Annotated in this window: 18 protein-coding genes, 26 tRNA genes, 1 rRNA gene, 1 pseudogene and 1 riboswitch (1 of these 47 running past the window's edge); of the genes and pseudogenes, 41 read left to right on the plus strand and 5 right to left on the minus strand. The window is 37.7% G+C overall.

Annotated elements, in window-relative coordinates:
- The 27 genes from NSU17_RS13150 to NSU17_RS13280 all read left to right on the plus strand — a co-directional run.
- Nucleotides 1-70: transfer RNA gene (locus NSU17_RS13150), tRNA-Phe, on the plus strand (it extends 3 nt beyond the left edge of the window).
- 6 nt (nt 71-76) lie between these two features.
- Nucleotides 77-150 (plus strand) — tRNA-Gly (locus NSU17_RS13155).
- 2 nt (nt 151-152) lie between these two features.
- Nucleotides 153-229, plus strand: a tRNA-Ile gene (locus tag NSU17_RS13160).
- Nucleotides 230-234: 5 nt separating this feature from the next.
- Nucleotides 235-309: transfer RNA gene (locus NSU17_RS13165), tRNA-Asn, on the plus strand.
- A 3-nt stretch (nt 310-312) separates the two neighbouring features.
- Nucleotides 313-405: transfer RNA gene (locus NSU17_RS13170), tRNA-Ser, on the plus strand.
- 11 nt (nt 406-416) lie between these two features.
- Nucleotides 417-488 (plus strand) — tRNA-Glu (locus tag NSU17_RS13175).
- Nucleotides 489-565: 77 nt separating this feature from the next.
- Nucleotides 566-681: ribosomal RNA gene (rrf, locus tag NSU17_RS13180) — 5S ribosomal RNA — on the plus strand.
- A gap of 7 nt (nt 682-688) precedes the next feature.
- A tRNA-Val gene (locus NSU17_RS13185) sits at nt 689-764 on the plus strand.
- Nucleotides 765-772: 8 nt separating this feature from the next.
- Nucleotides 773-848, plus strand: a tRNA-Thr gene (locus NSU17_RS13190).
- A gap of 4 nt (nt 849-852) precedes the next feature.
- Nucleotides 853-924, plus strand: a tRNA-Lys gene (locus NSU17_RS13195).
- A gap of 13 nt (nt 925-937) precedes the next feature.
- Nucleotides 938-1,022 (plus strand) — tRNA-Leu (locus tag NSU17_RS13200).
- A 12-nt stretch (nt 1,023-1,034) separates the two neighbouring features.
- Nucleotides 1,035-1,109, plus strand: a tRNA-Gly gene (locus NSU17_RS13205).
- A 5-nt stretch (nt 1,110-1,114) separates the two neighbouring features.
- A tRNA-Leu gene (locus NSU17_RS13210) sits at nt 1,115-1,203 on the plus strand.
- Nucleotides 1,204-1,219: 16 nt separating this feature from the next.
- Nucleotides 1,220-1,296: transfer RNA gene (locus tag NSU17_RS13215), tRNA-Arg, on the plus strand.
- Between the two features lie 11 nt (nt 1,297-1,307).
- Nucleotides 1,308-1,384, plus strand: a tRNA-Pro gene (locus NSU17_RS13220).
- A gap of 11 nt (nt 1,385-1,395) precedes the next feature.
- A tRNA-Ala gene (locus tag NSU17_RS13225) sits at nt 1,396-1,471 on the plus strand.
- Nucleotides 1,472-1,495: 24 nt separating this feature from the next.
- Nucleotides 1,496-1,569 (plus strand) — tRNA-Met (locus tag NSU17_RS13230).
- Nucleotides 1,570-1,575: 6 nt separating this feature from the next.
- A tRNA-Ile gene (locus tag NSU17_RS13235) sits at nt 1,576-1,652 on the plus strand.
- Nucleotides 1,653-1,681: 29 nt separating this feature from the next.
- A tRNA-Ser gene (locus NSU17_RS13240) sits at nt 1,682-1,774 on the plus strand.
- 20 nt (nt 1,775-1,794) lie between these two features.
- Nucleotides 1,795-1,871, plus strand: a tRNA-Met gene (locus NSU17_RS13245).
- 4 nt (nt 1,872-1,875) lie between these two features.
- Nucleotides 1,876-1,951, plus strand: a tRNA-Asp gene (locus NSU17_RS13250).
- Nucleotides 1,952-1,958: 7 nt separating this feature from the next.
- Nucleotides 1,959-2,031: transfer RNA gene (locus NSU17_RS13255), tRNA-Phe, on the plus strand.
- Nucleotides 2,032-2,037: 6 nt separating this feature from the next.
- Nucleotides 2,038-2,111: transfer RNA gene (locus NSU17_RS13260), tRNA-Gly, on the plus strand.
- 2 nt (nt 2,112-2,113) lie between these two features.
- Nucleotides 2,114-2,190: transfer RNA gene (locus NSU17_RS13265), tRNA-Ile, on the plus strand.
- A 5-nt stretch (nt 2,191-2,195) separates the two neighbouring features.
- Nucleotides 2,196-2,270, plus strand: a tRNA-Asn gene (locus NSU17_RS13270).
- Between the two features lie 3 nt (nt 2,271-2,273).
- A tRNA-Ser gene (locus NSU17_RS13275) sits at nt 2,274-2,366 on the plus strand.
- Between the two features lie 11 nt (nt 2,367-2,377).
- A tRNA-Glu gene (locus tag NSU17_RS13280) sits at nt 2,378-2,449 on the plus strand.
- A gap of 235 nt (nt 2,450-2,684) precedes the next feature.
- On the opposite strand, the gene NSU17_RS13285 is transcribed toward NSU17_RS13280, so the two are convergent.
- Nucleotides 2,685-3,959 (minus strand): ISL3 family transposase, encoded by a 1,275-nt coding sequence (locus NSU17_RS13285; protein ID WP_340705223.1) that lies wholly within the window; start codon nt 3,957-3,959, stop codon nt 2,685-2,687.
- Between the two features lie 418 nt (nt 3,960-4,377).
- Here NSU17_RS13285 and NSU17_RS13290 point away from each other — a divergent pair.
- From NSU17_RS13290 to NSU17_RS13320, 7 genes and pseudogenes are all read left to right on the plus strand, one after another.
- Nucleotides 4,378-5,502, plus strand: a pseudogene (locus tag NSU17_RS13290) (IS4 family transposase).
- A gap of 188 nt (nt 5,503-5,690) precedes the next feature.
- The gene (locus tag NSU17_RS13295) at nt 5,691-6,632 is read left to right on the plus strand and encodes a dipeptidase (RefSeq protein ID WP_340705224.1); all 942 of its coding nucleotides are present in this window, start codon (nt 5,691-5,693) and stop codon (nt 6,630-6,632) included.
- 243 nt (nt 6,633-6,875) lie between these two features.
- Nucleotides 6,876-8,255 (plus strand): isochorismate synthase, encoded by a 1,380-nt coding sequence (locus NSU17_RS13300; protein ID WP_340436321.1) that lies wholly within the window; start codon nt 6,876-6,878, stop codon nt 8,253-8,255.
- Nucleotides 8,248-9,969: a 2-succinyl-5-enolpyruvyl-6-hydroxy-3-cyclohexene-1-carboxylic-acid synthase gene (menD, locus tag NSU17_RS13305; RefSeq protein ID WP_340705225.1), complete on the plus strand. Its 1,722-nt coding sequence runs from the start codon at nt 8,248-8,250 to the stop codon at nt 9,967-9,969. The genes NSU17_RS13300 and menD overlap by 8 nt, the downstream gene beginning before the upstream one ends.
- Entirely contained in the window at nt 9,957-10,766 is an 810-nt protein-coding gene (menH, locus tag NSU17_RS13310; protein WP_016837032.1) for a 2-succinyl-6-hydroxy-2,4-cyclohexadiene-1-carboxylate synthase, read from the plus strand. The genes menD and menH overlap by 13 nt, the downstream gene beginning before the upstream one ends.
- Nucleotides 10,767-10,786: 20 nt before the next feature.
- Nucleotides 10,787-11,605, plus strand: a complete 819-nt coding sequence (gene menB, locus NSU17_RS13315) for a 1,4-dihydroxy-2-naphthoyl-CoA synthase (protein ID WP_016837033.1) — start codon at nt 10,787-10,789, stop codon at nt 11,603-11,605.
- A gap of 176 nt (nt 11,606-11,781) precedes the next feature.
- A complete protein-coding gene (locus tag NSU17_RS13320) occupies nt 11,782-13,218 on the plus strand; it encodes an o-succinylbenzoate--CoA ligase (protein ID WP_340705226.1) in 1,437 nt (478 codons plus the stop codon).
- A gap of 146 nt (nt 13,219-13,364) precedes the next feature.
- Here the strand turns inward: NSU17_RS13320 and NSU17_RS13325 are convergent, their stop codons facing one another.
- Nucleotides 13,365-14,318, minus strand: a complete 954-nt coding sequence (locus NSU17_RS13325) for a metal ABC transporter solute-binding protein, Zn/Mn family (RefSeq protein ID WP_340705227.1) — start codon at nt 14,316-14,318, stop codon at nt 13,365-13,367.
- Nucleotides 14,319-14,426: 108 nt separating this feature from the next.
- Nucleotides 14,427-14,660, minus strand: coding sequence for a membrane protein insertion efficiency factor YidD (gene yidD, locus NSU17_RS13330; protein ID WP_096551638.1), 234 nt, complete (start codon nt 14,658-14,660; stop codon nt 14,427-14,429).
- 344 nt (nt 14,661-15,004) lie between these two features.
- Here yidD and NSU17_RS13335 point away from each other — a divergent pair, with 344 nt between their 5' ends.
- The 4 genes from NSU17_RS13335 to NSU17_RS13350 all read left to right on the plus strand — a co-directional run bounded on the left by NSU17_RS13335 (nt 15,005) and on the right by NSU17_RS13350 (nt 17,158).
- On the plus strand, nt 15,005-15,448 hold the full coding sequence (locus NSU17_RS13335) for a Dps family protein (RefSeq protein ID WP_340705228.1): 444 nt from the start codon (nt 15,005-15,007) through the stop codon (nt 15,446-15,448).
- Nucleotides 15,449-15,548: 100 nt separating this feature from the next.
- Entirely contained in the window at nt 15,549-15,869 is a 321-nt protein-coding gene (locus NSU17_RS13340) for a hypothetical protein (RefSeq protein ID WP_016837038.1), read from the plus strand.
- A gap of 46 nt (nt 15,870-15,915) precedes the next feature.
- On the plus strand, nt 15,916-16,383 hold the full coding sequence (locus NSU17_RS13345; RefSeq protein ID WP_016837039.1) for an NUDIX domain-containing protein: 468 nt from the start codon (nt 15,916-15,918) through the stop codon (nt 16,381-16,383).
- On the plus strand, nt 16,367-17,158 hold the full coding sequence (locus NSU17_RS13350) for an alpha/beta hydrolase family protein (RefSeq protein ID WP_016837040.1): 792 nt from the start codon (nt 16,367-16,369) through the stop codon (nt 17,156-17,158). The genes NSU17_RS13345 and NSU17_RS13350 overlap by 17 nt, the downstream gene beginning before the upstream one ends.
- A gap of 299 nt (nt 17,159-17,457) precedes the next feature.
- Here the strand turns inward: NSU17_RS13350 and pckA are convergent, their stop codons facing one another.
- Nucleotides 17,458-19,044, minus strand: a complete 1,587-nt coding sequence (gene pckA / locus NSU17_RS13355; RefSeq protein ID WP_340705229.1) for a phosphoenolpyruvate carboxykinase (ATP) — start codon at nt 19,042-19,044, stop codon at nt 17,458-17,460.
- Nucleotides 19,045-19,295: 251 nt separating this feature from the next.
- Nucleotides 19,296-19,407: riboswitch (SAM riboswitch) on the plus strand.
- A gap of 232 nt (nt 19,408-19,639) precedes the next feature.
- Between pckA and metK the strand changes: the two genes are divergently transcribed.
- Nucleotides 19,640-20,836: a methionine adenosyltransferase gene (gene metK, locus NSU17_RS13360; RefSeq protein ID WP_340705230.1), complete on the plus strand. Its 1,197-nt coding sequence runs from the start codon at nt 19,640-19,642 to the stop codon at nt 20,834-20,836.
- A 91-nt stretch (nt 20,837-20,927) separates the two neighbouring features.
- On the opposite strand, the gene NSU17_RS13365 is transcribed toward metK, so the two are convergent.
- The gene (locus tag NSU17_RS13365) at nt 20,928-21,440 is read right to left on the minus strand and encodes a gamma carbonic anhydrase (RefSeq protein WP_016837043.1); all 513 of its coding nucleotides are present in this window, start codon (nt 21,438-21,440) and stop codon (nt 20,928-20,930) included.
- 122 nt (nt 21,441-21,562) lie between these two features.
- On the opposite strand from NSU17_RS13365, the gene NSU17_RS13370 reads away from it, so the two are divergent.
- Nucleotides 21,563-22,357 (plus strand): alpha/beta hydrolase, encoded by a 795-nt coding sequence (locus tag NSU17_RS13370; protein WP_340705231.1) that lies wholly within the window; start codon nt 21,563-21,565, stop codon nt 22,355-22,357.
- 164 nt (nt 22,358-22,521) lie between these two features.
- On the plus strand, nt 22,522-24,012 hold the full coding sequence (locus NSU17_RS13375) for an alanine/glycine:cation symporter family protein (protein WP_340705232.1): 1,491 nt from the start codon (nt 22,522-22,524) through the stop codon (nt 24,010-24,012).
- Nucleotides 24,013-24,032: the final 20 nt, after the last annotated feature.

A 24,032-nucleotide genomic window follows, 5' to 3' on the forward strand; every position in this document is an offset into this window, starting at 1 on the left:
TCGGTAGCTCAGTTGGTAGAGCATTTGACTGAAGATCAAAGTGTCGGCGGTTCGATTCCGTCCCGACCCACTTGATGCGGGTGTAGTTTAATGGTAAAACCTCAGCCTTCCAAGCTGATGTCGTGGGTTCGATTCCCATCACCCGCTCCAATGGGCCTATAGCTCAGCTGGTTAGAGCGCACGCCTGATAAGCGTGAGGTCGATGGTTCAAGTCCATTTAGGCCCACCATATATTCCGAAGTAGCTCAGTGGTAGAGCAATCGGCTGTTAACCGATTGGTCGTAGGTTCGAATCCTACCTTCGGAGCCATAAGGAGAAGTACTCAAGAGGCTGAAGAGGCGCCCCTGCTAAGGGTGTAGGTCGGGGTAACCCGGCGCGAGGGTTCAAATCCCTCCTTCTCCGCCATACATAGCCATGGCCCCTTGGTCAAGTGGTTAAGACACCGCCCTTTCACGGCGGTAACACGGGTTCGAATCCCGTAGGGGTCATAAAAATAATAAAAAAATAAAATAAATCTCTTGAAAAAGAGATTGAATATGATAAAATAATTCTTGTCCTTAATAAGTCTAGTGACGATGGCAAAGAGGATACACCCGTTCCCATACCGAACACGGAAGTTAAGCTCTTTAGCGCCGATGGTAGTAAGGGGCTTCCCCTTGTGAGAGTAGGACGTTGCTAGGCTTGATATGGAGGATTAGCTCAGCTGGGAGAGCACCTGCCTTACAAGCAGGGGGTCGGCGGTTCGATCCCGTCATCCTCCACCATGATATATGCCGGCGTAGCTCAATTGGCAGAGCAACTGACTTGTAATCAGTAGGTTGAGGGTTCGATTCCTTTCGCCGGCACCATCATGAGCCATTAGCTCAGTGGTAGAGCATCTGACTTTTAATCAGAGGGTCGAAGGTTCGAGTCCTTCATGGCTCATCAATAAACACTTGCGGGTGTGGCGGAATTGGCAGACGCACTAGACTTAGGATCTAGCGCCTTACGGCGTGGGGGTTCGACTCCCTTCACCCGCACCACTTAGAAAAATTGCGGAAGTAGTTCAGTGGTAGAACACCACCTTGCCAAGGTGGGGGTCGCGGGTTCGAACCCCGTCTTCCGCTCCAATAATGCCGGGGTGGCGGAATTGGCAGACGCACAGGACTTAAAATCCTGCGGTAGGTGACTACCGTACCGGTTCGACTCCGGTCCTCGGCACCATGTAAAATAGAAGTTAGCGCCAGTAGCTCAATTGGATAGAGCGTCTGACTACGGATCAGAAGGTTGTGGGTTCGACTCCTGCCTGGCGCGCCAAAAAAGTGAACCGGGAAGTAGCTCAGCTTGGTAGAGCACTTGGTTTGGGACCAAGGGGTCGCAGGTTCGAATCCTGTCTTCCCGACCAGCAGGAACTACGGGGCATTAGCTCAGCTGGGAGAGCGCCTGCCTTGCACGCAGGAGGTCAGCGGTTCGATCCCGCTATGCTCCACCAAATTATAAATGAATAACAATTGACGGCGGTGTAGCTCAGCTGGCTAGAGCGTACGGTTCATACCCGTGAGGTCGGGGGTTCGATCCCCTCCACCGCCATCTTAAGGACCTTTAGCTCAGTTGGTTAGAGCAGACGGCTCATAACCGTCCGGTCGCAGGTTCGAGTCCTGCAAGGTCCACCAAAGGTTGAAAAGATAGATAAGAAACAAATGGAGGAATACCCAAGTCTGGCTGAAGGGATCGGTCTTGAAAACCGACAGGCGGGTCAAACCGCGCGGGGGTTCGAATCCCTCTTCCTCCACCATAACATAAAATAATTATTATCGCGGGGTAGAGCAGTCTGGTAGCTCGTCGGGCTCATAACCCGGAGGTCGCAGGTTCAAATCCTGCCCCCGCAACCAAAGTGGTCCCGTGGTGTAGCGGTTAACATGCCTGCCTGTCACGCAGGAGATCGCGGGTTCGAGTCCCGTCGGGACCGCCATAAATACGGGTCGGTAGCTCAGTTGGTAGAGCATTTGACTGAAGATCAAAGTGTCGGCGGTTCGATTCCGTCCCGACCCACTTGATGCGGGTGTAGTTTAATGGTAAAACCTCAGCCTTCCAAGCTGATGTCGTGGGTTCGATTCCCATCACCCGCTCCAATGGGCCTATAGCTCAGCTGGTTAGAGCGCACGCCTGATAAGCGTGAGGTCGATGGTTCAAGTCCATTTAGGCCCACCATATATTCCGAAGTAGCTCAGTGGTAGAGCAATCGGCTGTTAACCGATTGGTCGTAGGTTCGAATCCTACCTTCGGAGCCATAAGGAGAAGTACTCAAGAGGCTGAAGAGGCGCCCCTGCTAAGGGTGTAGGTCGGGGTAACCCGGCGCGAGGGTTCAAATCCCTCCTTCTCCGCCATACATAGCCATGGCCCCTTGGTCAAGTGGTTAAGACACCGCCCTTTCACGGCGGTAACACGGGTTCGAATCCCGTAGGGGTCATAAAAAAACCGGCTTTTTGTCAAATGGTGTTGGTGAATAAATTTTATTGACATTATTTGGTGATGTGTAATCGGATGGCTTAGGGGAAATTCGAGGTTCCCCTAAGCTGTTTTTATTTTCGCTAAGTTTTGGGTAATGAATATTGGTTCTTTGTCAAATGGTGTTGGTGAATAAATTTTAGTGACATTATTTGGTAATATGTAATCGGATGGCTTAGGGGAAATTCGAGGTTCCCCTAAGCTGTTTTTATTTTCGCTAAGTTTTGGGTAATGAATATTCGGTTTCTAAAGTGATAGAAGGATCGATAACCGAAAGAAATGCGTTTAATCACTTTGATTTTGTTATTAATCCCCTCTAAAATGCCGTTGTTATAATCATATTTCAACGTATTCTCGACGTAATTGATGTATTTGTTGATTGTCTTGATGGCGGTTTTCATATAGCTGGAAACGCTGTTCTGTTTATTCGCCAAGGTTTTCTTCAAGAGCTCAAAGTCTTTGATTTTAATGCAATGTTGCACGTATTGATATAACTCATAGGACGCTTTTAATTCAGAATCTAAATCAATGAGATAGTGGAGAATCTCCACCTCACACATATGCTTTTTAAAGCAACGATGATATTTATAGTTCTTATAATCAAGTTTTGTTTGATCTTTCAGAAGGAGCTTCCAGTATTTTTTCAATTTATTGTAATTCTTTTTATCCCGATTCATGACGTTGATGCGCGTTTTGTTTAAAGCTCTGCTAAATAGTTGGAGGATATGGAATTTGTCGAGTACGATTTCCGCTTTAGGGAAAACTTCTTGGATTAAGGAAATATAAGGGCTGTACATATCGATGACAATCGTTTTTACCGCATCTCTCGCCTTCTTGGAATACCGTAAGAAATACTCTTTGAGGACATGTAATCTCCGGTCCTCCACGATATCCACAATCTCCCCCGTTTCAGAGTCGCAGAAAATAAAGGACATCGCTCCAGCTGCGGATTTCACTGATTTAAACTCGTCAAAACACAAATGCTTTGGAAGGTAGTGAACATTTGGTTGATAGTAGCTATAAAAGCTGTCAATGACACGACTGACAGTGGCATGAGAAACATTATGTTTCATCGCAATATCTTTTTCGGATATTTTATCTTTGGCATTTAAAGCAATCGCTACTTTAGTATTGTTGGAAATACAACAGTTTTTAGCCACGACGCTCGTTTTTAAAGTAAACGTGGCATGACAATGTTTACAGAAATAACGCTGTTTACGCAATTTTAAGTAGGTATGAAAACCTGAAATGCTAGGCATTTTAATGAGAGACGTTTTAAAACCGTGTTTAATGATTTGATCATCAAAGACATGTCCACAAGCATAACAAGCTTTTGGTTGGTAAGTTAATTGGCCATAAAAGACTTTTGATTGGACCCCTTTAATGAGTTCTTCTGCACAAAAATTTTCATCAAATGTGATATTTTTGTCTTTAATATTTAATAAATTACGTATAGAATAATGATGAGACATGTGACATCACTCCTTGTAAATGTGGTTTTGGTCGATTACATTTTACCAGAGTTTTGTCACTGTCTCATTTTTTTTTGTTCAAAAAAATTGGTGCTGGTTTTTACTCACCAACACCAAATATTATAGAGCCGAAAAAACTTGGGATTGAAGGGCTATTCGTCGTGTGTACCAGAAGGGTGCGCATTTTTTTATTTATCTCACATATTTCGGGCTTATCATTTTTTGTGTAAAAAAATGGTGCTGGTTGTATCCACCAACACAAATATTATAGAGCCATAAATACTCACTAGTGTCGCATAAAAAATATCAATAGACATAATAAATCTGAATTTTCTGTAACTATATTTTTCCAAAAAAAAATCCTTTATAATGGTTGGGTGGTAGTAAACCATCCAAATCCAATACAAAGGACAAAACCATGGATAAGTTTACACGAAAAACATCATTTGAACAATGGTTTTCACCAATTCATTTCAACTTATTTGACGATATGGTGAAAGCCTATCAATTAAATTACTATACAAAGAAGCTTTATATGGCTTCATTTCTGAAATGACTGTTGTACGCTCAATTACATGAAACCGAAAGTTTGCGAGCTTTAAGTGACGCTGTTTTTTCTGAAGAATTACAACGTGCAACAGGTCTTCCATCGATTAGCTTTTCCCAATTAGGAAGACGAATCAACGCCATTCCAACGGTTTTCTTTCAATCGATTTTTCTTGATTTAGTGGCTCAAATTCATGAGAAAACACATTTTCAAAAGCGAAGAAAGCTGACAACGCCACTAAAAATCATTGATTCGAGTACGTTGCCACTGAATTTGACGAACCACAAATGGGCAGAGTTCCGAAAAACAAAATCGGGCGTGAAGCTTCACTTGCGTCTTGTATTCATGGAAAAAGGACTTTCTTATCCCGACAAGGCCGTACTGACAAACGCAATCGAACATGATCGTGGTCAATTAGAGGTATTCATTGATGATCAAGAATGCCTGTACGTGTTCGATCGGGGATACTTAGATTATGAGCGATTTGACCGTATGACGGATGATGGGTATTTCTTTGTTTCACGTTTACGAAAAAACGCTGTCGTCCGTGTGTTAGAACGATTTTCGTTACCTGAAGATTCGCCTGTATTCTCCGATGAAATGGTGGTGATTGGAACCACGCAAAATCGTTCTGAAAACGCGTTCCGTCTCATCAAATTGTTGGATACAAAAGGAAATAAACTTCATTTACTGACGAATCGTTTTGATATGGATGCAGATGAAATCGCCGAAATCTATAAGTCACGTTGGGCCATTGAACTTTTTTTCAAATGGATGAAACAACACTTGAATATCAAGAAGTTCTACGGCCACAGTAAACAAGCCGTACACAACCAAGTATACGTATCTATGATTGTATACTGTTTAAATGTGTTAGCTCAGTTGAACACGAATAGTGACCGAAGTACGTTACAAATAAGTCGATATTTGAAAGCGGCTTTATGGAAATCTGCACACATTTGGTTACGGAAAATCGAAGGGAAGAGCGTTCCTTAAAGGTTGATTTGTCGTTGTTGCACTCGTCTTAAGCTATAGGTAAAAAATGGATGTTCACTACCTTTATTTAGGTGTTTTCGTTTTTCGCTAATTTTCCAGAAAAATAAAATCTGAAATTTCAAAACTTATTTATACGACGCTAGTGATAAATACTATAAAAACAAAAGAGTATGGGGAGTGGAGAATAGATGAAAGTAGTGGACCTACATTGCGATGTATTAGAAAAATTAGCACGATTTGAAGATGCCAATTTTCGCAATGATTCTAGAATATATTCTAACTTTGAAAGATTAAAGGCAGGGAATGTAAAAATTCAAGTATTTGCAATATTTATCCATCCAGATATTCCTCAAGAGCAGAAATTTCAAGAAGTATTACGTCAGATTGAAGCCTTCAATAAATGTGTATTGAAAGAGCCGGAAATGGTTCATATTAAAGATTGGAAGCAAATTGATGAGCTCGAAGAAGGGCAAATAGGAGCCGTATTAAGTTTGGAAGGCTGTGATGCCATAGATGATGATCTTGAAAAATTAAAGATCATTTTGGATGCAGGCGTTAAGATAGTCGGATTAACTTGGAATTATGAAAATAAAGTTGGCTATGGCACGTCAGAAGATTCTACAAAGGGTATAAAACCTTTTGGAAAAAAGGTAATTGAATTGTTAAATGAACGAGATATTATCATAGATGTTGCGCATTTAAATGAAAGAGGATTTTATGAATTATTACCGCTTGCAAAAAAAGTGATTGCTAGCCATTGTAATTCACGCACTCTCTGTGATCATCCAAGAAATTTAACGGATGAACAAGTGAAAATGCTTGTAGAAAAAGGTGGACGTATCCATGTTGTTTTTTATCCCCCATTTATAGAAAAGGAGAAGAAAACAACGACAATCGAAAAATTGGTTGAGCACATAAAATATTTAGCTAATTTAGTAGGAGTGGAACATATCGGTTTTGGTTCTGATTTTGACGGGATGGACCCATTGTCAGTAAGCAATTTATCAAATGCTTCTGAATTTCCAAATATCATTGAAACGTTGCGTCAAGAGTTTACAGATGATGAGGTGAAATTATTTTCAGAAGAGGGATTTATGAATTATATAAGAAAATTAAATGCAACGACTTAATATAGAGATAGGGAAATAAAAACTATATACTCCTAAAATTGGAGATTTTAGGATAAAAACTTTATAAATAATTTCACAGAAAGAATAGTTGAAAGTATTATTATTAAACCTAAAAAAATGATATGATAAAATAGATATTGCATTGTTCGGAAAGGCAATCAGAATAATTATTTTAGGAAAGCAGAAATAAGATTCTGCTATTTTTATGGCAAATTACATTGCTTTTTTACGGAGGTTTTTTTCATGCAGCAAAAGTGGTCTAAAACCACTGAAGTTGAAGTGGCATCAAATAAATTGTCCTTTTATATTGAAACGATTGAAGTGAATCAATTGTCCCCTTTAGCTTTTTATGCAGCAGGAGAACAGCAATATAGAGGGGAAAGGTTTTTTTGGCAAAATAGGGAAAAAACATTAACGATTGTTGGACTTGGACAAGCAATCGTATTGGAAAATAATAAAAACGGTCAACGTTATTATGATATTGAGCACCAATGGAAAAAATTAACGAAAAATATTGTAATGGAAGAGCAGGAACCTCAACCTATTTTATTCGGAGGTTTTACCTTTGATCCGGAAAATAAAGAAAATGGTGAGTGGAATGATTTTCCTCAAAGTTATTTTACTGTAGCTACTTTTCAATTAATAAAACAACATGAGAAAACTTATGTCAGCATTCATTTGATTACAGAACAACAAGATTCTTCGATACATTTTGAAAAATTAAGGGAAGAACGGGACCAATTAATTCATGCAGCTCAAGTGAAAGAATTGAAAACATATGAAAAGCCGAAAATACACTCGATTCATGAGCGAAATAAAGATTACTATTTCCATGCAGTTGAAAATGTTACCCATTTAATTCAAAAAAACGAAGCAGATAAAGTAGTAATCGCCCGTTCTTTAGAATTGGATTTTAAAGATGCGTTAACTTCGCCTCAAATCATTTATCAAATTATGAATGAACAGCCGGAAAGTTATTTATTTGGTCTTGAGCGGAAAAACTTACTATTTTTTGGTGCTACCCCTGAGCGTTTAGTAAAGGTGAAAAATCAGTATGCTTATTCTGCTTGTGTTGCTGGTTCTATCAAACGGGGAAAAACAGCAGAAGAAGATAAATTGCTAGGGGAACAACTATTAAGTGATTCCAAAAACTTAAAAGAACATCAATATGTTGTCGATATGATTGAAAATATTTTTAGCAAACATTGTGAAGAGTATAAAGTGCCAAAGCGTCCTAAATTATTAAAAATTCGTGATATACAACATTTATATACGCCTGTTGAAGGAAAATTATTCAATCATGCAACAATATTGCAATTAGTAGAACATTTGCATCCTACTCCCGCGTTAGGTGGAGTTCCTAGAAATAAAGCGATGGAGATTATTCGTGAGTTCGAAAAAATGAACAGGGGATTATATGCAGGACCAATCGGTTGGATTGATGCTGATGGAAATGGAGAATTTGCCGTTGCTATACGATCTGCAGCATTAATTGATAAGAAAGCATACTTATATGCTGGCGGTGGAATTGTTGCAGATTCAAATCCAATGACGGAATATGAAGAAACGTTAGTAAAGTTTCGTCCGATGTTGCGGGCTCTAGGAGGACAATTTAATGAGTGAACGTAAAATTTTGACGGATTATGTGTATCAAATTGTAGCGTCTCTTGTCCAAAATGGTGTGGAAGATGTAGTCATTAGCCCTGGATCACGGTCAACTCCGTTAGCCTATGCATTTGCATCAACAAAAGAATTGAATCTGTATCGACAAGTGGATGAACGATCTGCGGCGTTTTTTGCGTTAGGATTGGCAAAGTCAAAAGGGAAACCAGTAGTATTACTGTGTACATCAGGTACTGCTGCTGCAAACTACTATCCTGCTATAGTGGAAGCAAAATATGCACGAGTTCCGCTCGTTGTCATTACAGCTGATCGTCCCCATGAATTGCGTGAAGTAGGGGCTCCACAAGCAATCAATCAAATTGATTTATATGGAAATCATGTCAAATGGTTTGCTGAATTTCCAATACCTGATGATAACAGTGTAACTCTGCCATTTGTTGAACGTCATATTGTACGAGTTGTCAATATTGCTAAGACTCATCCATTAGGTCCGGTACATATTAATATTCCGTTTCGTGAGCCATTGTTGATTGATTTTCAAAATGAATTACCAAAAAGATCATTTTTGGCAAGTTTCAATGGCACGATTACCCCACACTATGAAGCGATGAAGGCGCTATCATCGATTATCAAAGAAACACGAAGAGGAATAATCGTAATCGGTGAACTTGCACTTGGTACAAAGTTAGAATATTTATGGTCATTTATTCGAAAAGTACAATGGCCTGTTTTAGTTGAAAGTTTATCAAATATGAGAGCGAATATCCCAGAAGATTGTAAACAGTATGTCATTGCTACATATGATGCGCTCTTAAAAAGCGATGAGTTTAAAAAATTGGCAGTTTGCGATACAGTCATCCGTTTTGGTGCACAACCAGTTTCAAAATTTTTAACGATTTTTTTAATGGAATCCAAGCCAAAAAACTATATAGTAATCGATGAGGATCCGATGTTTCGAGATTCAACTTCCGTTTCAACACATTTTATCCATGCAACCATCGAATCATGGTTAGAGGAAATGATTATCCAGTCAACGATTAATGAATCATATTTTACTCTTTGGAAAACAGCTGATGATATAGCTAAAAAACATATACTTGCATATACTCAACATGAAAAAGATGAAGGGGCATTCGTTCGCTATTTGTTAGAACAATTGCCAGAAAAAAGTGATTTATTTGTGAGCAGTAGCATGCCAATACGAGATATTGATACTTTTTTGTTGCCTACTTCAAAGGATATTCAAATCTTTGCTAATCGAGGGGCAAACGGTATTGATGGAGTCATTTCAACGGCATTTGGATTTTCGAAAGGGAGAGAAAATCGAAAAACGTATTTATTGATTGGAGATTTGGCAGCCTTACATGATATTAACGCGTTTCTTTTAACCCGCTATCAACCGTGTAATATGACTATTTTTGTATTAAATAATGATGGTGGGGGGATTTTTTCCTACTTGTCTCAAGCAACCGTAAAAGAATACTATGAGGACTTATTTGGAACTCCGACTGCACTGAAATTTCAAGATGTAGCAAACATGTATGGAATGGACTATTTGCTAATCAACCATTTTGATGAAAAAGAAAAGATTTTTGATAAAGGGGACAAACCATTAAGATTAATAGAAATTCGAACAAACCGAAATGAAAATGTTCAGGCACATCGAAAGTTATGGCAACATATAAATTCGGAGTTGAAAGAATGGCTACTTTAAATATTCGTGGAATACAGGTCAATGTGGATATATGGAATGAGGGTGCAGAAGAAGTTCTTGTTTTGTTACACGGTTTTACTGGAACAACTAACACCTGGAATAAAGTAATTGAATACTTGCCAAATACAATAAAAATTGTCGCAATTGATTTAATTGGACATGGTAAAACGGAAGCGCCAAAAGATTCTTCACGATATTCTATGATTGAACAAGTGAAGGACTTGGAAGAAATATTTAATCAATTGGGATTACATTATTTTAACTTATTAGGTTATTCAATGGGAGGGCGAGTAGCATTATCATACGCAGTTCGCTTTCCTAAGCGGATTAAACAATTAATATTAGAAAGTTCATCGCCAGGTTTACATACCGAAGAAGAACAACTGGCTAGAAGACAGGCGGATGAATTATTGGCTGATGAAATTGAAGAGAAGGGAATTCAATGGTTTGTAGATAAGTGGGAAAACATCCCCCTTTTTGCATCCCAAAAGACATTACCTGAACAAATACAACAAGCGATTCGAGAAGAACGGTTAAGCCAATCAGAAACGGGGCTTGCTAATAGTTTGCGTGGAATGGGGACAGGTGCCCAACCTTCATTATGGCGAAAATTAATTCGTCTCTCCTTTCCCGTTATACTCATAACTGGAGAATTAGATCAAAAATTCGTCCAAATTGCTGAACAAATGCTTGAACAGCTACAAAATGCGAAACATATTAACGTTCCTAATGTAGGCCATTCAATTCACGTGGAAAATCCGGAACAATTTGCTACAATAATTAAGGAAGTCTTATAAAATTCGGGGAGGTTACTCATATGACTCGTGAGTGGAAAACTTTACATACTTATGAAGATATAAAGTATGAATTTTATAATGGGATTGCAAAAATTACAATCAATCGTCCGGAAGTACGCAACGCATTTCGACCAAAAACGGTTGAAGAATTAATTGATGCTTTCTCCCGTGCTCGTGATGATGCAAATATCGGTGTTATCATTTTAACAGGTGAAGGTGATAAAGCATTCTGTTCTGGTGGTGACCAAAAGGTGCGCGGTCATGGTGGGTATGTTGGCGATGACAATATCCCACGATTAAACGTACTAGATTTACAACGACTAATTCGCGTAATTCCAAAACCAGTTATTGCGATGGTTGCTGGATATGCCATCGGTGGCGGACACGTATTACACGTAGTGTGTGACTTAACGATTGCTGCAGACAACGCTATATTTGGACAAACTGGTCCGAAAGTTGGTTCCTTTGACGCTGGATACGGTTCTGGCTATTTAGCACGCATCGTTGGACATAAAAAAGCTCGTGAAATCTGGTACTTATGCCGTCAGTATAATGCACAAGAAGCGTTAGAAATGGGATTAGTAAACACGGTTGTACCTTTAGAACAATTGGAAGATGAAACGGTAAAATGGTGTGAAGAAATCCTTGAAAAATCACCAACTGCCATTCGTTTCTTAAAAGCCGCAATGAATGCAGATACAGATGGACTTGCAGGACTTCAACAATTCGCTGGAGACGCGACGCTTCTTTACTATACAACGGATGAAGCAAAAGAAGGACGAGATGCGTTTAAAGAAAAACGTAAACCAAACTTTGGTCAATTCCCAAGATTCCCTTGATTTAGATATCGATAATTCGTTTTTGAAAATAGGCTATCTTGAAAGTTTCTTCTTTCAAGACAGCCTTTTTCATTTTGGATGGATTTTGTAAATCATGATAACCAATGAGTCTGATTGTTAATTTTTATTTGTGAAATTTTTTTAGTAAAATGAAGGGGAGAAAGGGAGGAATTATAATGTACCCTAATTGGATTCTACAGCGAGCCTATTTAACGCCAAATCGAATTGGGTTATCTTTTGAAGGTAATTACTGGACTTTTGAAGAAATCAAAAAGATTTCTGTAAAACGTGCGGAACAACTAAAGGCATTAGGCATAGACAAGGGAAGCCGTGTTGCGATTCTTGGAGAAAATGATTCGAGTTTGATTTTTATTATGTATGGATGTATGCATTTACAATGTGAAATGGTGTTATTAAACCGTAAACTAACTACTAGTGAATTGGTTTATCAAATCAATGATGCACAAGTCTCAATGGTATTAGTTAATGACAATGATCTGTCATTACTGCCTGAAGATGTGAACTACTTGCGATTCTCTGAAATCGAAAATAGCGATTGTAAGCCAATTGAAATAAGCCGTGAATGGCCGCTGCAACAGACGATTTCCATTATGTATACGAGCGGCACAACAGGTTTTCCAAAAGGCGTGCGTCAAACGGTAGAAAACCATCAATCAAGTGCCGTTGCTTCAGTTTTGAATATCGGTTTATCCGAGAAAGATGTTTGGCTTTGTGCTGTACCTCTTTTTCATATTAGTGGATTTTCGATATTAGTTCGTTCTCTATTATACGGCAACGAAGTAAAGCTCTATCGAAAATTTGATCATGTACAAATTGCAGAGGATATTGTTTTCGGTAGGGTAACAAATGTTTCGGTAGTAGCGGTGATGCTTGAGCGAATTTTACATATCCTTGAAGAACGAAATCAGAAGGCATCTCCATCATTTAAGTTGATATTGGCAGGAGGTGGCCCTATTCCGAAAGATTATTTAATTCGTGCAGAACAGCGGGGATTGAAAGTATTGCAAACTTATGGGATGACGGAAACTTCCTCTCAAACAGCGACATTACCTGCGGAAGATGCTTTGCGGAAAATCGGTTCGGCTGGTAAACCATTATTTTTTAATCAGATTAAAATATTAGGAGCAGACGGTCCTTATCAAGAAGGGGAAATTTGTATCCGCGGACCACATGTGACGCCAGGATATATTGGACGTTACGAAGCGAAACCATCGACGGAAGACGGCTGGTTACATACTGGTGATATAGGTTATGTAGATAATGAAGGGTATTTATATGTCGTTGATCGCCGTTCAGACCTAATCATTTCCGGTGGAGAGAACATTTATCCAGCAGAAGTGGAAAACGTGTTAATGGGGCATCCTGCAATCAAAGAAGCGGGTGTTTGTGGAGTGGAGGATGCAACATGGGGACAAGTTCCAGTTGCTTTCATTGTATTGAAAAAAGATGTTTCACCTGAAGAAATTAAAGAATATTGTTTTCAACATTTAGCGAAGTATAAAGTACCAAAAGAAGTCTACGTGGTTGATGCATTACCAAGAAATGCTTCCAATAAATTGTTGCGTCGAAAATTAAAAGAATTGTTATCTTAACCTCCATGAGTAGTACAAGCTGGTTTGTACTACTTTTTTAATAGTGATGATTTGATAAGGTTATCTATTCCATGCATTATGTACCTAATTTAAGGAAAAATAAGAGCGAATCGAAAGCTGCAGCCTTCTGAATCGCTCCCTTAGGATTAATAATTTAAAGCTTTTTCCAACGTTTTTAAATTTTTTTCCATTAATGTAAAGTAATCTTCATTATTTTTTATATCATCTTCTGTTAATACACTGAGGTTATGTAATATTAGTGATTCAGCACCAATTTCTTGTTGAATGACAGATGCTAGTTTTGATGATACATTTTGTTCGAATAATATATATTTTATTTGATGTTTTTTAGCAAGAGCAACAATTTCTGCAAGTTCCTTCTGGGATGGTTCGCTTTGTGAATTTAATCCAGCAACGGGGATTTGTGTTAACCCGTAATTTCCTGCGATATATCCAAAGGCTGCATGGGACACAAAAAATGTTTTGGATGAAGCATGACTTGCTAAGTCTTTATATTGTTGATCTAATTCATCGAGACGTTTTACTAATTGCTCATAGTTTGTATTGAACGTATTTTCTTGTTCTGGAAGAAGGTTGACAAGTTCATTTTTAATCGTCAATGCTATATCTTTAGAGATCGTAGGAGAGAGCCAAACATGTGGATCGACCTCTCCATGGTGGTGGTCGTGTTCATGTTCATGTTCATGTTCCTCGTGGGAATGTCCAACAGAAGTTTGTAGTTTTTGTTCATCAATTTTTTCTGCTACTGGAACAAATTTTACGTGTTCATTTGCCAATGATTTTTTCGCATTTTCCACAAAACTTTCTAAACCTAATCCAATATAGAAAAATACGTCTGCATCTGCTAAAGCGATCATATCCTTTTGTGTTGGTTCAAAAGTGTGCTCATTTGCTCCAGGAGGATAGATAGAAGAAACATTCACATAATCTCCACCGATTTGTTTTGCAAAATATTGTAGTGGGTATACAGTAGTATATATATTAATTTCGTTATTCTTTTCTTGATTCGATTCATTATTGGTGCAGGCAGTTAAAAGCAGCGTCATCGCTAGTAATGAGAGGAAAATCAAATTTCTCATTATATTTCTCCTTTTCATCAAATAGTAATGATTACGATTTATGTAATTTTCACGAAATCAATAATACCATGAACAAGTGAATAAATACAATAAGAAAAACCTTCGAAATTAATTTTTTTTCGAAGGCCACTTTTCAGGTACGGGATCAAAACCCCCAGGATGAAAAGGATGACATTTTAAAATGCGGATTGTAGTAAGAATAAAGCCTTTAATAGCACCGTGCTTTTCAAATGCTTCAAGTCCATATTGAGAACAAGTTGGATAAAATCGGCAGGTTGGTGGTGTGAGAGGAGAAATAAATTTTCTATAAAATTGAATAAGCCAAATAAAAGGATATTTCATTGTTCGAATTTCTCATTCCTTACTATACTTATTTAAAATCGACCTTTTCTTTTCATAAGTATAAAGAAACCGATTGCACCAATCATTATGACGAAATACATAACGCCTACTAATAGTAAGATACCAGACATATTCAATATCATCACCTCTACCTATATACTAACATAATTATTCTTCTGATTGTTGAATACAAGGTGAACATAATATTTGGATAAATTCAATAAAAAATATCATACTATATATGAACTGTTTTCTGAGATTTCATGTAATTGTAAAATTATGAAAACAACATTTATAGTATAATTTAACAAAAGGATGGAAAATCTGTAAAATGAGGTGAAATGATGACAAACGATAAATTAATTGCACAGTTAAATGAATTAGTTTCAACATACTCAGTATTATATACTAAACTTCACAATTACCATTGGTATGTAACAGGTCCAAGCTTCTTTACATTACATGAAAAGTTTGAAGAATTATACAATGAAATTACGGCAAATTTAGATGAAGTAGCAGAGCGTATTCTAACAAAAGGCGGAAAGCCAGTTGCAACATTAAAAGAGCATTTAGAATTATCGAGAGTACAAGAAGCAAAAGGTTCAGAAACATCAGAGGAAATGGTTCAAACGATTATTGATGACTTCCAATCCACTATGAAGCTGATTAAAGAAGCAATGGAAGAGGCGGCAAATCAAGGCGATGATCGTACAGAAGATATGTTGAACGCAACTTTCCAAAGTCTAGAAAAACATACATGGATGTTATCAGCGTTTTTAGGTAAATAACGGAATGTCTATCCTCAAGAGTTCAATGATAGAACTTTTGAGGATTTTTTATTCTTTTGAATAGCCCTAATTATATTTCACCATAATGAATATAAGGAGGGTGATTACTATCGAAAAGACAACGCTGTATGTGAACGTCTTAAACCAATCTTATAATTACATTCCTACCGGTGAACCTTGTGAGTTTAAGATTGAATTGGATCCGGATAAAGTGTTTATATTTAAAAAGCTATTTAATCAGTTAAACTCTTTAGAATTTGATAATGCAGTAAGAGCTCATTTACCATATCTTCCATACCATCTTGATGAAGAGAATGATGAAATTGATAATCGATTGAAAAAAATTTATGCTTTAATTCATGAGTTTGGCGATGAAAAAATAAAAGAATTTGTGGAACAATTGCCCTATTTCAATAATTGAATAGAACACATCCCTTCGCTACACTAAATGTATAGGAGTTGAAGGGATGTTTACTTTTTATGATTTAAACAATAATAAAGTCGAACTAAGTTTTGAAGGTCCTCCGTTTCCACTTGAGCCGAAGCATGTCCTGGTGCTTGTACAAAAAGATGGAAAATGGCTTTGTACAATCAATCAAAAACGGGGTGTGGAATTTCCTGGAGGTAAAGTGGAATTGGGAGAAACAATAGAACAAGCAGCTAAGCGGGAAGTTTATGAAGAAACGCTCGTACATATTACGGATTTGAAATTATTTGCCCATTATACTGTTTATGAAAAAATCCCATTTTGTAAAGCCGTATTTGTTGCAAAGGTGGCTCGAATCGAACCTTTTGTTCAACAATACGAAACGGTCGGGCGACTTTTTTTAACAACGGAGGAAGTATTACAACATCCATATGCAAGTTTTTATATGAAGGATGAAGGGATGAAAAAAATTTTGCAGGAAGTGAAACAACTTGAAAAAGAATGGTAGCATTGAATTAATTAGAAAATATCCTTCTCCTAATCCAAATGTAGAGCTTGAGGAAATCGTTTATTGGTCGGAAGGGCTTCGAGTGAAAGGATTGCTTGCTAGACCTATTGGAGATGGTTCATATGAAGCATTATTATATTTGCGTGGTGGATTGCAGTCGGTAGGAATGGTAAGGCCAGCTAGAATTGCGCAATTTGCCTCAAATGGGTTTATTGTATTTGCACCGTATTATCGTGGAAATCGAGGTGGAGAAGGTCGCGATGAATTTGGGGGCGATGACCGTCTTGATGCACTGCATAGCATCCAATTATTAAAAGAAATTGCCAATAATGATTCGGTACACCTTTTTGGTTTTTCAAGGGGAGGATTAATGGCTTTATGGATGGGGATTTTGAGTAAAGATATTCGGTCAATCGTCACTTGGTCGGGTGTAGCTGATTTGGCGGATTTGTACGAAGAACGGGTTGATTTAAGACGTACGCTAAAGAGACTTATCGGTGGATCTCCAACAAAATATCCGGAAATTTATGAAGAACGCTCACCAATTTATGAAGTGGACCGCATTCATGCACCGGTACTTATTATCCACGGTACTGAAGATTCCAATGTTAGGATCGAACAGTCCTATAAGCTTGAAAAGGCGCTTAAGGAATCAGGAAAAGAATTTGAAACGTGGTATATGGCCAATTTGGCACACCATTTTCCACCCCATATCAATAGAGAAACGGTCCGTTCTATTTGCAATTGGATGAAAGAAAAAGGAAAGAAGCGATGATTTCAATTCACTCTTTTCCCTTTAATTATTGAAACACTTAGAACCGTTTTTCATTAAAGATTGATAAAAAAGCCCATCAAAATTAAATGGCCTGATCAAAAAGTGTAATATTTTTTGATCAGGCTCAAATTCTTTATGATGATTATATTTTCCCTGCGTTGGTCACATCAAACGCGATTCCTCGTCGCAATGAATCTGCGACGAATGAATGAGCATCAGTCGTAAAGAGAGGCGCCTCAATGACTTATTAGGCGCCTCTTTAATCTTAATATGAGTTTAGAATGGATGGAACGTTGATATTAAACCAATGGTCCACCTTTTTTCAAAATATCTTCTGATACGTTGTTAAATTTCTTGAAGTTTTCTTTGAATAAATCAGCTAAATAACGAGCTTTTTGATCGTAAGCTTCTTTATCTTTCCAAGCTTCACGAGGATCTAGCACTTCGCTTGGAACCCCTTCAATTGCAGTTGGGATGTGTAATCCGAAAATACGATCTTGTTTTGTTTCAACATCGTTTAATTTACCGCTGATAGCAGCACGTACCATTGCGCGAGTATATGAAAGCTTCATGCGGCTACCTACACCATATTCGCCACCAGTCCAACCAGTGTTCACTAAGAATACTTGAACGTTGTGTTCATCGATTTTCTCACCTAACATTTCAGCATATTTTGTTGCTGGAAGTGGTAAGAAAGGAGAACCAAAGCATGTAGAGAATACTGGTTCAGGTGAAGTAATACCGCGTTCAGTACCAGCTAATTTAGAAGTGAATCCGCTTAAGAAGTGGTACATTGCTTGTTCCTTCGTTAATTTACTGATTGGAGGAAGCACTCCAAAAGCATCAGCAGTTAAGAAAATAATTGTTTTCGGATGACCAGCAATAGAAGGCGTTACAATATTATCAATGTAATGAATTGGATACGCTGCACGTGTATTTTCTGTTAGGCTATTATCATCGTAATCAGGAATGCGTGATTCTGAATCGATTACAACGTTTTCTAACACTGTACCAAAACGAATGGCATTATAAATTTCTGGCTCTTTCTCAGCTGATAAATTAATTGTTTTAGCGTAGCAGCCACCTTCAATGTTGAACACACCGTTGTCAGACCAACCATGTTCATCATCACCGATTAATTTACGATCGCTATCAGCAGAAAGAGTTGTTTTTCCAGTACCAGATAAACCAAAGAATAACGCTACGTCACCATCTTCTCCAACGTTAGCAGAGCAATGCATTGAAAGAATGCCTTTTTCAGGTAACAAGTAGTTCATGATACTGAAAATAGATTTTTTCATTTCACCAGCATATTCCGTACCACCGATTAATATAATTTTCTTTTCGAATGATACGATAATAAATGCTTCTGAGTTTGTTCCGTCAACAGCTGGATTCGCTTTGAAACCAGGTGCAGAAATAATTGTGAAATCAGCTGTATGAGAAGCTAATTCTTCTTTTGTTGGACGGATGAATAATTGATGACAGAAAAGGTTGTGCCAAGCATATTCATTTACTACTTGAATAGATAATTGAGATTCTTTATCTGCTCCAGCAAAGCCTTTAAATACAAATAACTCGTCTTTTTCTTTTAAGTAATTTAATACTTTTATATACAAGTTATCAAACACTTCAGCAGAGATTGGCTGATTTACACTACCCCAATCAATTTTATCTTTAATGCTTTCTTCTTCGACAATAAATTTATCTTTTGGAGAACGGCCTGTATATTTACCTGTCTCAGCAACAATTGCACCATCAATTGTTAATTTGGCTTCTCCACGAGTTACCGCCTTTTCAACTAATTGAGGCACTGACAATTGAGTGTTTATATTTCCACTTTTTAATAATTCCTTCAGCTCATTTGCAATTTCTACTGAATTCATCGATTAAATACCATCCTTTTTTTATTTTTAGGAAAATTAATTGTTGGTTATATAATACAGAAATTAGTATAACACATTAGATGAAATAATCTATACTAATTCTTAAAATTATTTATGAAAATTTTTTGCTTGTAACAAGAGTACCTACTTACAAGTAAATTATAGAATACCGGGTTATGTCAAATTTGAGAAAAAGGAAAAAATATTTGACATTGTATAGTATATTACGTAACATGTTGGATGAACGGATACTCTTATCCAGAGCTGGTGGAGGGTTAAGGCCCTATGAAACCCGGCAACCTGCATTACTATAATAATGCGTGGTGCTAACCTGATGCAAGGGATTCCCTTGAACGATAAGAGTGAAAGGTAGAATGTTTAGTTCCTTTCCTCATGCATGTGGATAGGAACTTTTTTTATTCAAGCACAAATGTCGTACTCATTCAACCTATAAAACCTATAAAAAGATAAAAATTTCTTAAAGCCTTTCATCATCTTCGCACTGTTCCTTACGGGCGAATGTTGCTAAGGCAAAATGGATAATGAGTACCGTATCATAGCAGAGATTCGTCTCGTAAATTTAGGAGGAAATTTAATGTCAAATCGTCGACTGTTTACATCAGAAAGCGTAACAGAAGGTCATCCAGATAAAATTTGTGACCAAATATCCGATGCAATATTGGATGCGATACTAGAAGAAGATCCAAATGCAAGGGTTGCTTGTGAAACAATTGTTACAACTGGATTAGTGCTTGTAACCGGAGAAATTACTACGACAACTTATGTCGATATTCAAAGTATTGTTCGGGACACTGTCGCAGAAATTGGTTATACGCGTGGAAAATTTGGATTTGATGCAGAAAACTTGGCGGTGCTCACTGCAATCGGTGAACAATCACCAGATATTGCAGAAGGTGTAGACCAAGCCTTAGAAGCACGAGAAGGATATATGACTGATGAGGATATCGAAGCGATTGGTGCTGGAGACCAAGGATTAATGTTTGGATTTGCTTGCAATGAAACTCCAGAACTGATGCCTCTACCGATTAGTTTAGCTCATCGACTTGCAAGAAGATTATCAGAAGTTCGGAAATCAAAAGAGATTCCGTATTTACGACCAGATGGTAAAACACAAGTTACTGTAGAATATGATGAAAATAATGTACCTCGTCGCATTGATACAATCGTCATTTCTACTCAGCATGATGAAGGAGTTACTCTTGAGCAAATTAAAGTAGATATGATGGAAAAAGTTATTAAGGAAATTGTTCCAATAGAGTTGATTGATGAAGATACTAAATACTTCATTAACCCGACTGGCCGCTTCGTCATTGGTGGACCAAAAGGAGATGCGGGTCTAACTGGACGCAAAATTATTGTGGATACTTATGGTGGATATGCTCGTCATGGTGGAGGAGCATTTTCTGGAAAAGACCCTACAAAAGTGGACCGTTCTGCTGCCTATGCTGCGCGTTATGTAGCAAAAAACATCGTAGCATCTGGTCTTGCTGATCGAGTAGAAGTTCAATTAGCTTATGCAATTGGTGTTGCACGTCCTGTATCCATTTCAATTGATACTTTTGGAACAGGTAAAGTAAGTGAGAGCAAATTAGTTGAGTGGATCAAAGAACTATTTGATTTACGACCTGCGGGTATCATTAAAATGCTAGATTTGCGTCGTCCAATTTATAAACAAACTGCTGCATATGGTCATTTTGGTCGCACGGATATCGATTTGCCATGGGAAAGAACAGATGTGGCCAAATTATTAAGAGAGAAGGCAGGATTATAATTATTTTATAAAAATGCAGGCAAATATGAACGCCTGCATTTTTAATTTTCAATGTAAATTTAATATTGTATAAATAATAATAACTTGAATTTTATTTCTTTAATGACTGATAATATTTCCCTTTTTCAACATATTCTTGAATAATGCGATCCATATCTTTACGATCTTCTTCTGTTACTTGACGGACGACTTTAGCAGGATTGCCCATAGCGACAGAATTTGGAGGGATTTTTTTACCAGGAGGTACTAAACTTCCAGCTGCAACGAGTGCTCCTTCTCCGATTTCAGCACCATCTAATATGATGGATCCCATGCCAATTAAAGCGCGTTTACGTACAATACAACTGTGTAAAGTAGCCTGATGACCAACGATGACTTCATCCTCTATGATTAGAGGGTTATTGGGACTTTGATGTAAACAACTTAAATCTTGGATGCTACAACGTTTTCCAATAATCGTTGGTGCAACATCTCCGCGAATCACAGTTCCAAACCAAATTGACGTATCTTCGCCAATTGTAACATCTCCAGTAATCGTTACATGGTCTGCTATAAATACAGAAGGATCGATATTAGGTTCTTTATCTTTATAAGGATAAATCATCGCAAAGCTCCTCATTTCTAAAGTATTATTATGTATATTATCCTAGCAAATAAGAAAATATTTGAAAATAGAACAAAACTAACTTGTAATGACAGAAGTTTAGTGGATTTAGGAGGAACGCTATGTGGAAGTGGGAAACTAAAGAGCAACCGAAAGCTGTTATAGTAATAATACATAGCGCTTTTGAAAACCACCGTTGGTATGCATGGTTAATAGAAAAATTGATGACGGAAGGTTATCATGTCGTGATGGGCGATTTACCAGGGCATGAAGAAGGGTCAAAATTTACGAGGGTTCATGATGAATTAATTGACGAATATTTACTTTTCATTAAACAGCTCATGAAAAGCGCTCTTCAATATCATTTACCAGTATTTATCATTGGGCATGGCTTGGGCGGAACCCTTGCAATTCAATTTTTAAGGTCAACGAAGACGGAATGCGCTGGACTAGTATTAACTGCTCCATGGTTACAGTTGCATAAACATTCCAATTTACTTACAAGTGCACTAGCAAGCATGAACATAGCACCAAGCAAAAAAGTGTCGATGGAGTTTGATAGACGATTATTTACTCGAAATTCTGATGGTTTTCTAGAGATGGAGGATGATGTACCATATCATTCCAATGTTACCGTTCGATGGTATCGAGACATTCAACAATTAATGAAAAATTTGATGACTCAGGATAAGACATTGTCATTGCCCATTTTGCTGATTACCCCTAATCAAGATAAAGTGGCGGATTCAGAAACGGCAAGAAAGTGGCTATTATTGCAAAAAACAAGTGAATTTCAATATAAAGACTGGCCCCATAGTTATCACAATATTTTTCATGATTATGAAAGGGAAGAAGTATTTCTATACATGAGAGATTTTATGAATAATGTTCTACGATCTATAGGATATATAGTTTAATTGAATTATATTGAAATTGGAGGAATGTTCGATATGGACATTCCTTTTTTAATATAAAATTAATAATTTTTTAAAAAAAATGATATCAAAAAATATTGATTGTTTTCATAAGTTTTTGTAATATAAAAAATATTCGTGATACATAAACTTAAAGGGGTGTATGTATGTTAGAAAATTTCTTAAACTGGATTAGCGGCATCCTTTTGGGGCCAATCATGATTTATGGGATTTTAATCGTAGGACTTGTGTTCTCGATTATGACCCGATTTGCTCAAGTTAGAAAAATTAAAGAAATGTTTGTTTTAATGTTTACTGGGGAGAAATCTGAAGCTGGAGTTTCTTCTTTCCAAGCATTAACGATAGCGCTTTCAGGACGTGTCGGTACCGGAAATATTATTGGTACGGCCAGCGCTATTGCATTTGGTGGTCCGGGTGCAGTGTTTTGGATGTGGATTACTGCATTTATTGGAGCATCAACAGCTTATGTTGAATCAACTTTAGCGCAAATCTATAAAACTAAGAAACAAGGGGTTTATCGTGGTGGACCGGCGTATTATATGGAAAAGGGGACTGGAAAACGCTGGTTCGGGGTAGTGTTTGCGATTGCAGCCATTTTAGCGATGGCTATCTTGATGCCTGGAGTTCAATCAAATGCTATTTCCAAAGCAATGAACACTGCATTTAACATTTCACCTTGGATGACAGGATTAGCTGTCATTGCTTTATTAGGATTTGTCATTATTGGTGGGGTAAAACGTATTGCAAACGCAGCCCAAATTATCGTGCCATTTATGGCGGTTGCATACCTTTTAGTAGCAATTGTCGTAATTATCATGAACATTTCAGAAGTGCCTGCAGTGTTCGGATTAATCATTCGAAGCGCATTTAGTGTAGATGCAACATTCGGTGGTATGATTGGTGCAGCCATTGCGTGGGGGGTAAAACGTGCTATTTACTCCAATGAAGCAGGACAAGGTTCAGGTCCACATGCTGCAGCAGCTGCGGAAGTATCCCATCCAGTGAAGCAAGGTCTAGTGCAAGCAGCATCTATTTATATTGATACGTTGCTTGTATGTTCCGCAACAGCGTTAATGATTTTATTCATGGGCACTTACAATACGAATGTGAATAGTCCTGATGGAGAATTAATTGTTGAACATGTGCCAGGGCATAGCTATACAGAATTTACTCAGCTTGCTGTTACTGGAGCATTCCCTGGATTAGATAATTTCGGTGCTGCATTTGTAGCCTTTGCGTTATTCTTCTTTGCATTCACAACATTAATGGCTTACTACTATATTGCAGAAACAAATGTTGCTTATTTATTCTCCGGTCGCACTGAAGGAACGATTACCTGGATTCTAAAAATTGTAATGCTTGCTTCCGTATTTTACGGTTCAGTAAGAACATCAGATTTAGCTTGGCTACTAGGGGATATTGGACTTGGTTTAATGGTTTGGACAAATGTCATTGGAATTATTGTATTAGCGAAGCCTACCTTCATTGCTTTAAAAGATTATGAGGAACAAAGAAAAGCTGGAAAAGATCCTGTATTTGATCCTATTAAGCTAGGTATCAAAAATGCAGATTTCTGGGTAGAGCGTAATCAATCGCAAAATCAACAACAAGTAAATAAAGAAAAAGCAAAAATGTAGAAAAAGAAAAACTGCGGACT

The sequence above is a fragment of the Ureibacillus sp. FSL K6-2830 genome (genome assembly GCF_038004145.1).
GTDB classification, from domain to species: domain Bacteria; phylum Bacillota; class Bacilli; order Bacillales_A; family Planococcaceae; genus Ureibacillus; species Ureibacillus thermosphaericus.

Coding starts and splice junctions, on each gene's coding strand:
- NSU17_RS13285 (WP_340705223.1), bottom strand. CDS start 3,959: ATGTCTCATCATTATTCTATACGTAATTTATTAAATATTAAAGACAAA.
- NSU17_RS13295 (WP_340705224.1), top strand. CDS start 5,691: ATGAAAGTAGTGGACCTACATTGCGATGTATTAGAAAAATTAGCACGA.
- NSU17_RS13300 (WP_340436321.1), top strand. CDS start 6,876: ATGCAGCAAAAGTGGTCTAAAACCACTGAAGTTGAAGTGGCATCAAAT.
- menD (WP_340705225.1), top strand. CDS start 8,248: ATGAGTGAACGTAAAATTTTGACGGATTATGTGTATCAAATTGTAGCG.
- menH (WP_016837032.1), top strand. CDS start 9,957: ATGGCTACTTTAAATATTCGTGGAATACAGGTCAATGTGGATATATGG.
- menB (WP_016837033.1), top strand. CDS start 10,787: ATGACTCGTGAGTGGAAAACTTTACATACTTATGAAGATATAAAGTAT.
- NSU17_RS13320 (WP_340705226.1), top strand. CDS start 11,782: ATGTACCCTAATTGGATTCTACAGCGAGCCTATTTAACGCCAAATCGA.
- NSU17_RS13325 (WP_340705227.1), bottom strand. CDS start 14,318: ATGAGAAATTTGATTTTCCTCTCATTACTAGCGATGACGCTGCTTTTA.
- yidD (WP_096551638.1), bottom strand. CDS start 14,660: ATGAAATATCCTTTTATTTGGCTTATTCAATTTTATAGAAAATTTATT.
- NSU17_RS13335 (WP_340705228.1), top strand. CDS start 15,005: ATGACAAACGATAAATTAATTGCACAGTTAAATGAATTAGTTTCAACA.
- NSU17_RS13345 (WP_016837039.1), top strand. CDS start 15,916: ATGTTTACTTTTTATGATTTAAACAATAATAAAGTCGAACTAAGTTTT.
- pckA (WP_340705229.1), bottom strand. CDS start 19,044: ATGAATTCAGTAGAAATTGCAAATGAGCTGAAGGAATTATTAAAAAGT.
- metK (WP_340705230.1), top strand. CDS start 19,640: ATGTCAAATCGTCGACTGTTTACATCAGAAAGCGTAACAGAAGGTCAT.
- NSU17_RS13365 (WP_016837043.1), bottom strand. CDS start 21,440: ATGATTTATCCTTATAAAGATAAAGAACCTAATATCGATCCTTCTGTA.
- NSU17_RS13370 (WP_340705231.1), top strand. CDS start 21,563: ATGTGGAAGTGGGAAACTAAAGAGCAACCGAAAGCTGTTATAGTAATA.
- NSU17_RS13375 (WP_340705232.1), top strand. CDS start 22,522: ATGTTAGAAAATTTCTTAAACTGGATTAGCGGCATCCTTTTGGGGCCA.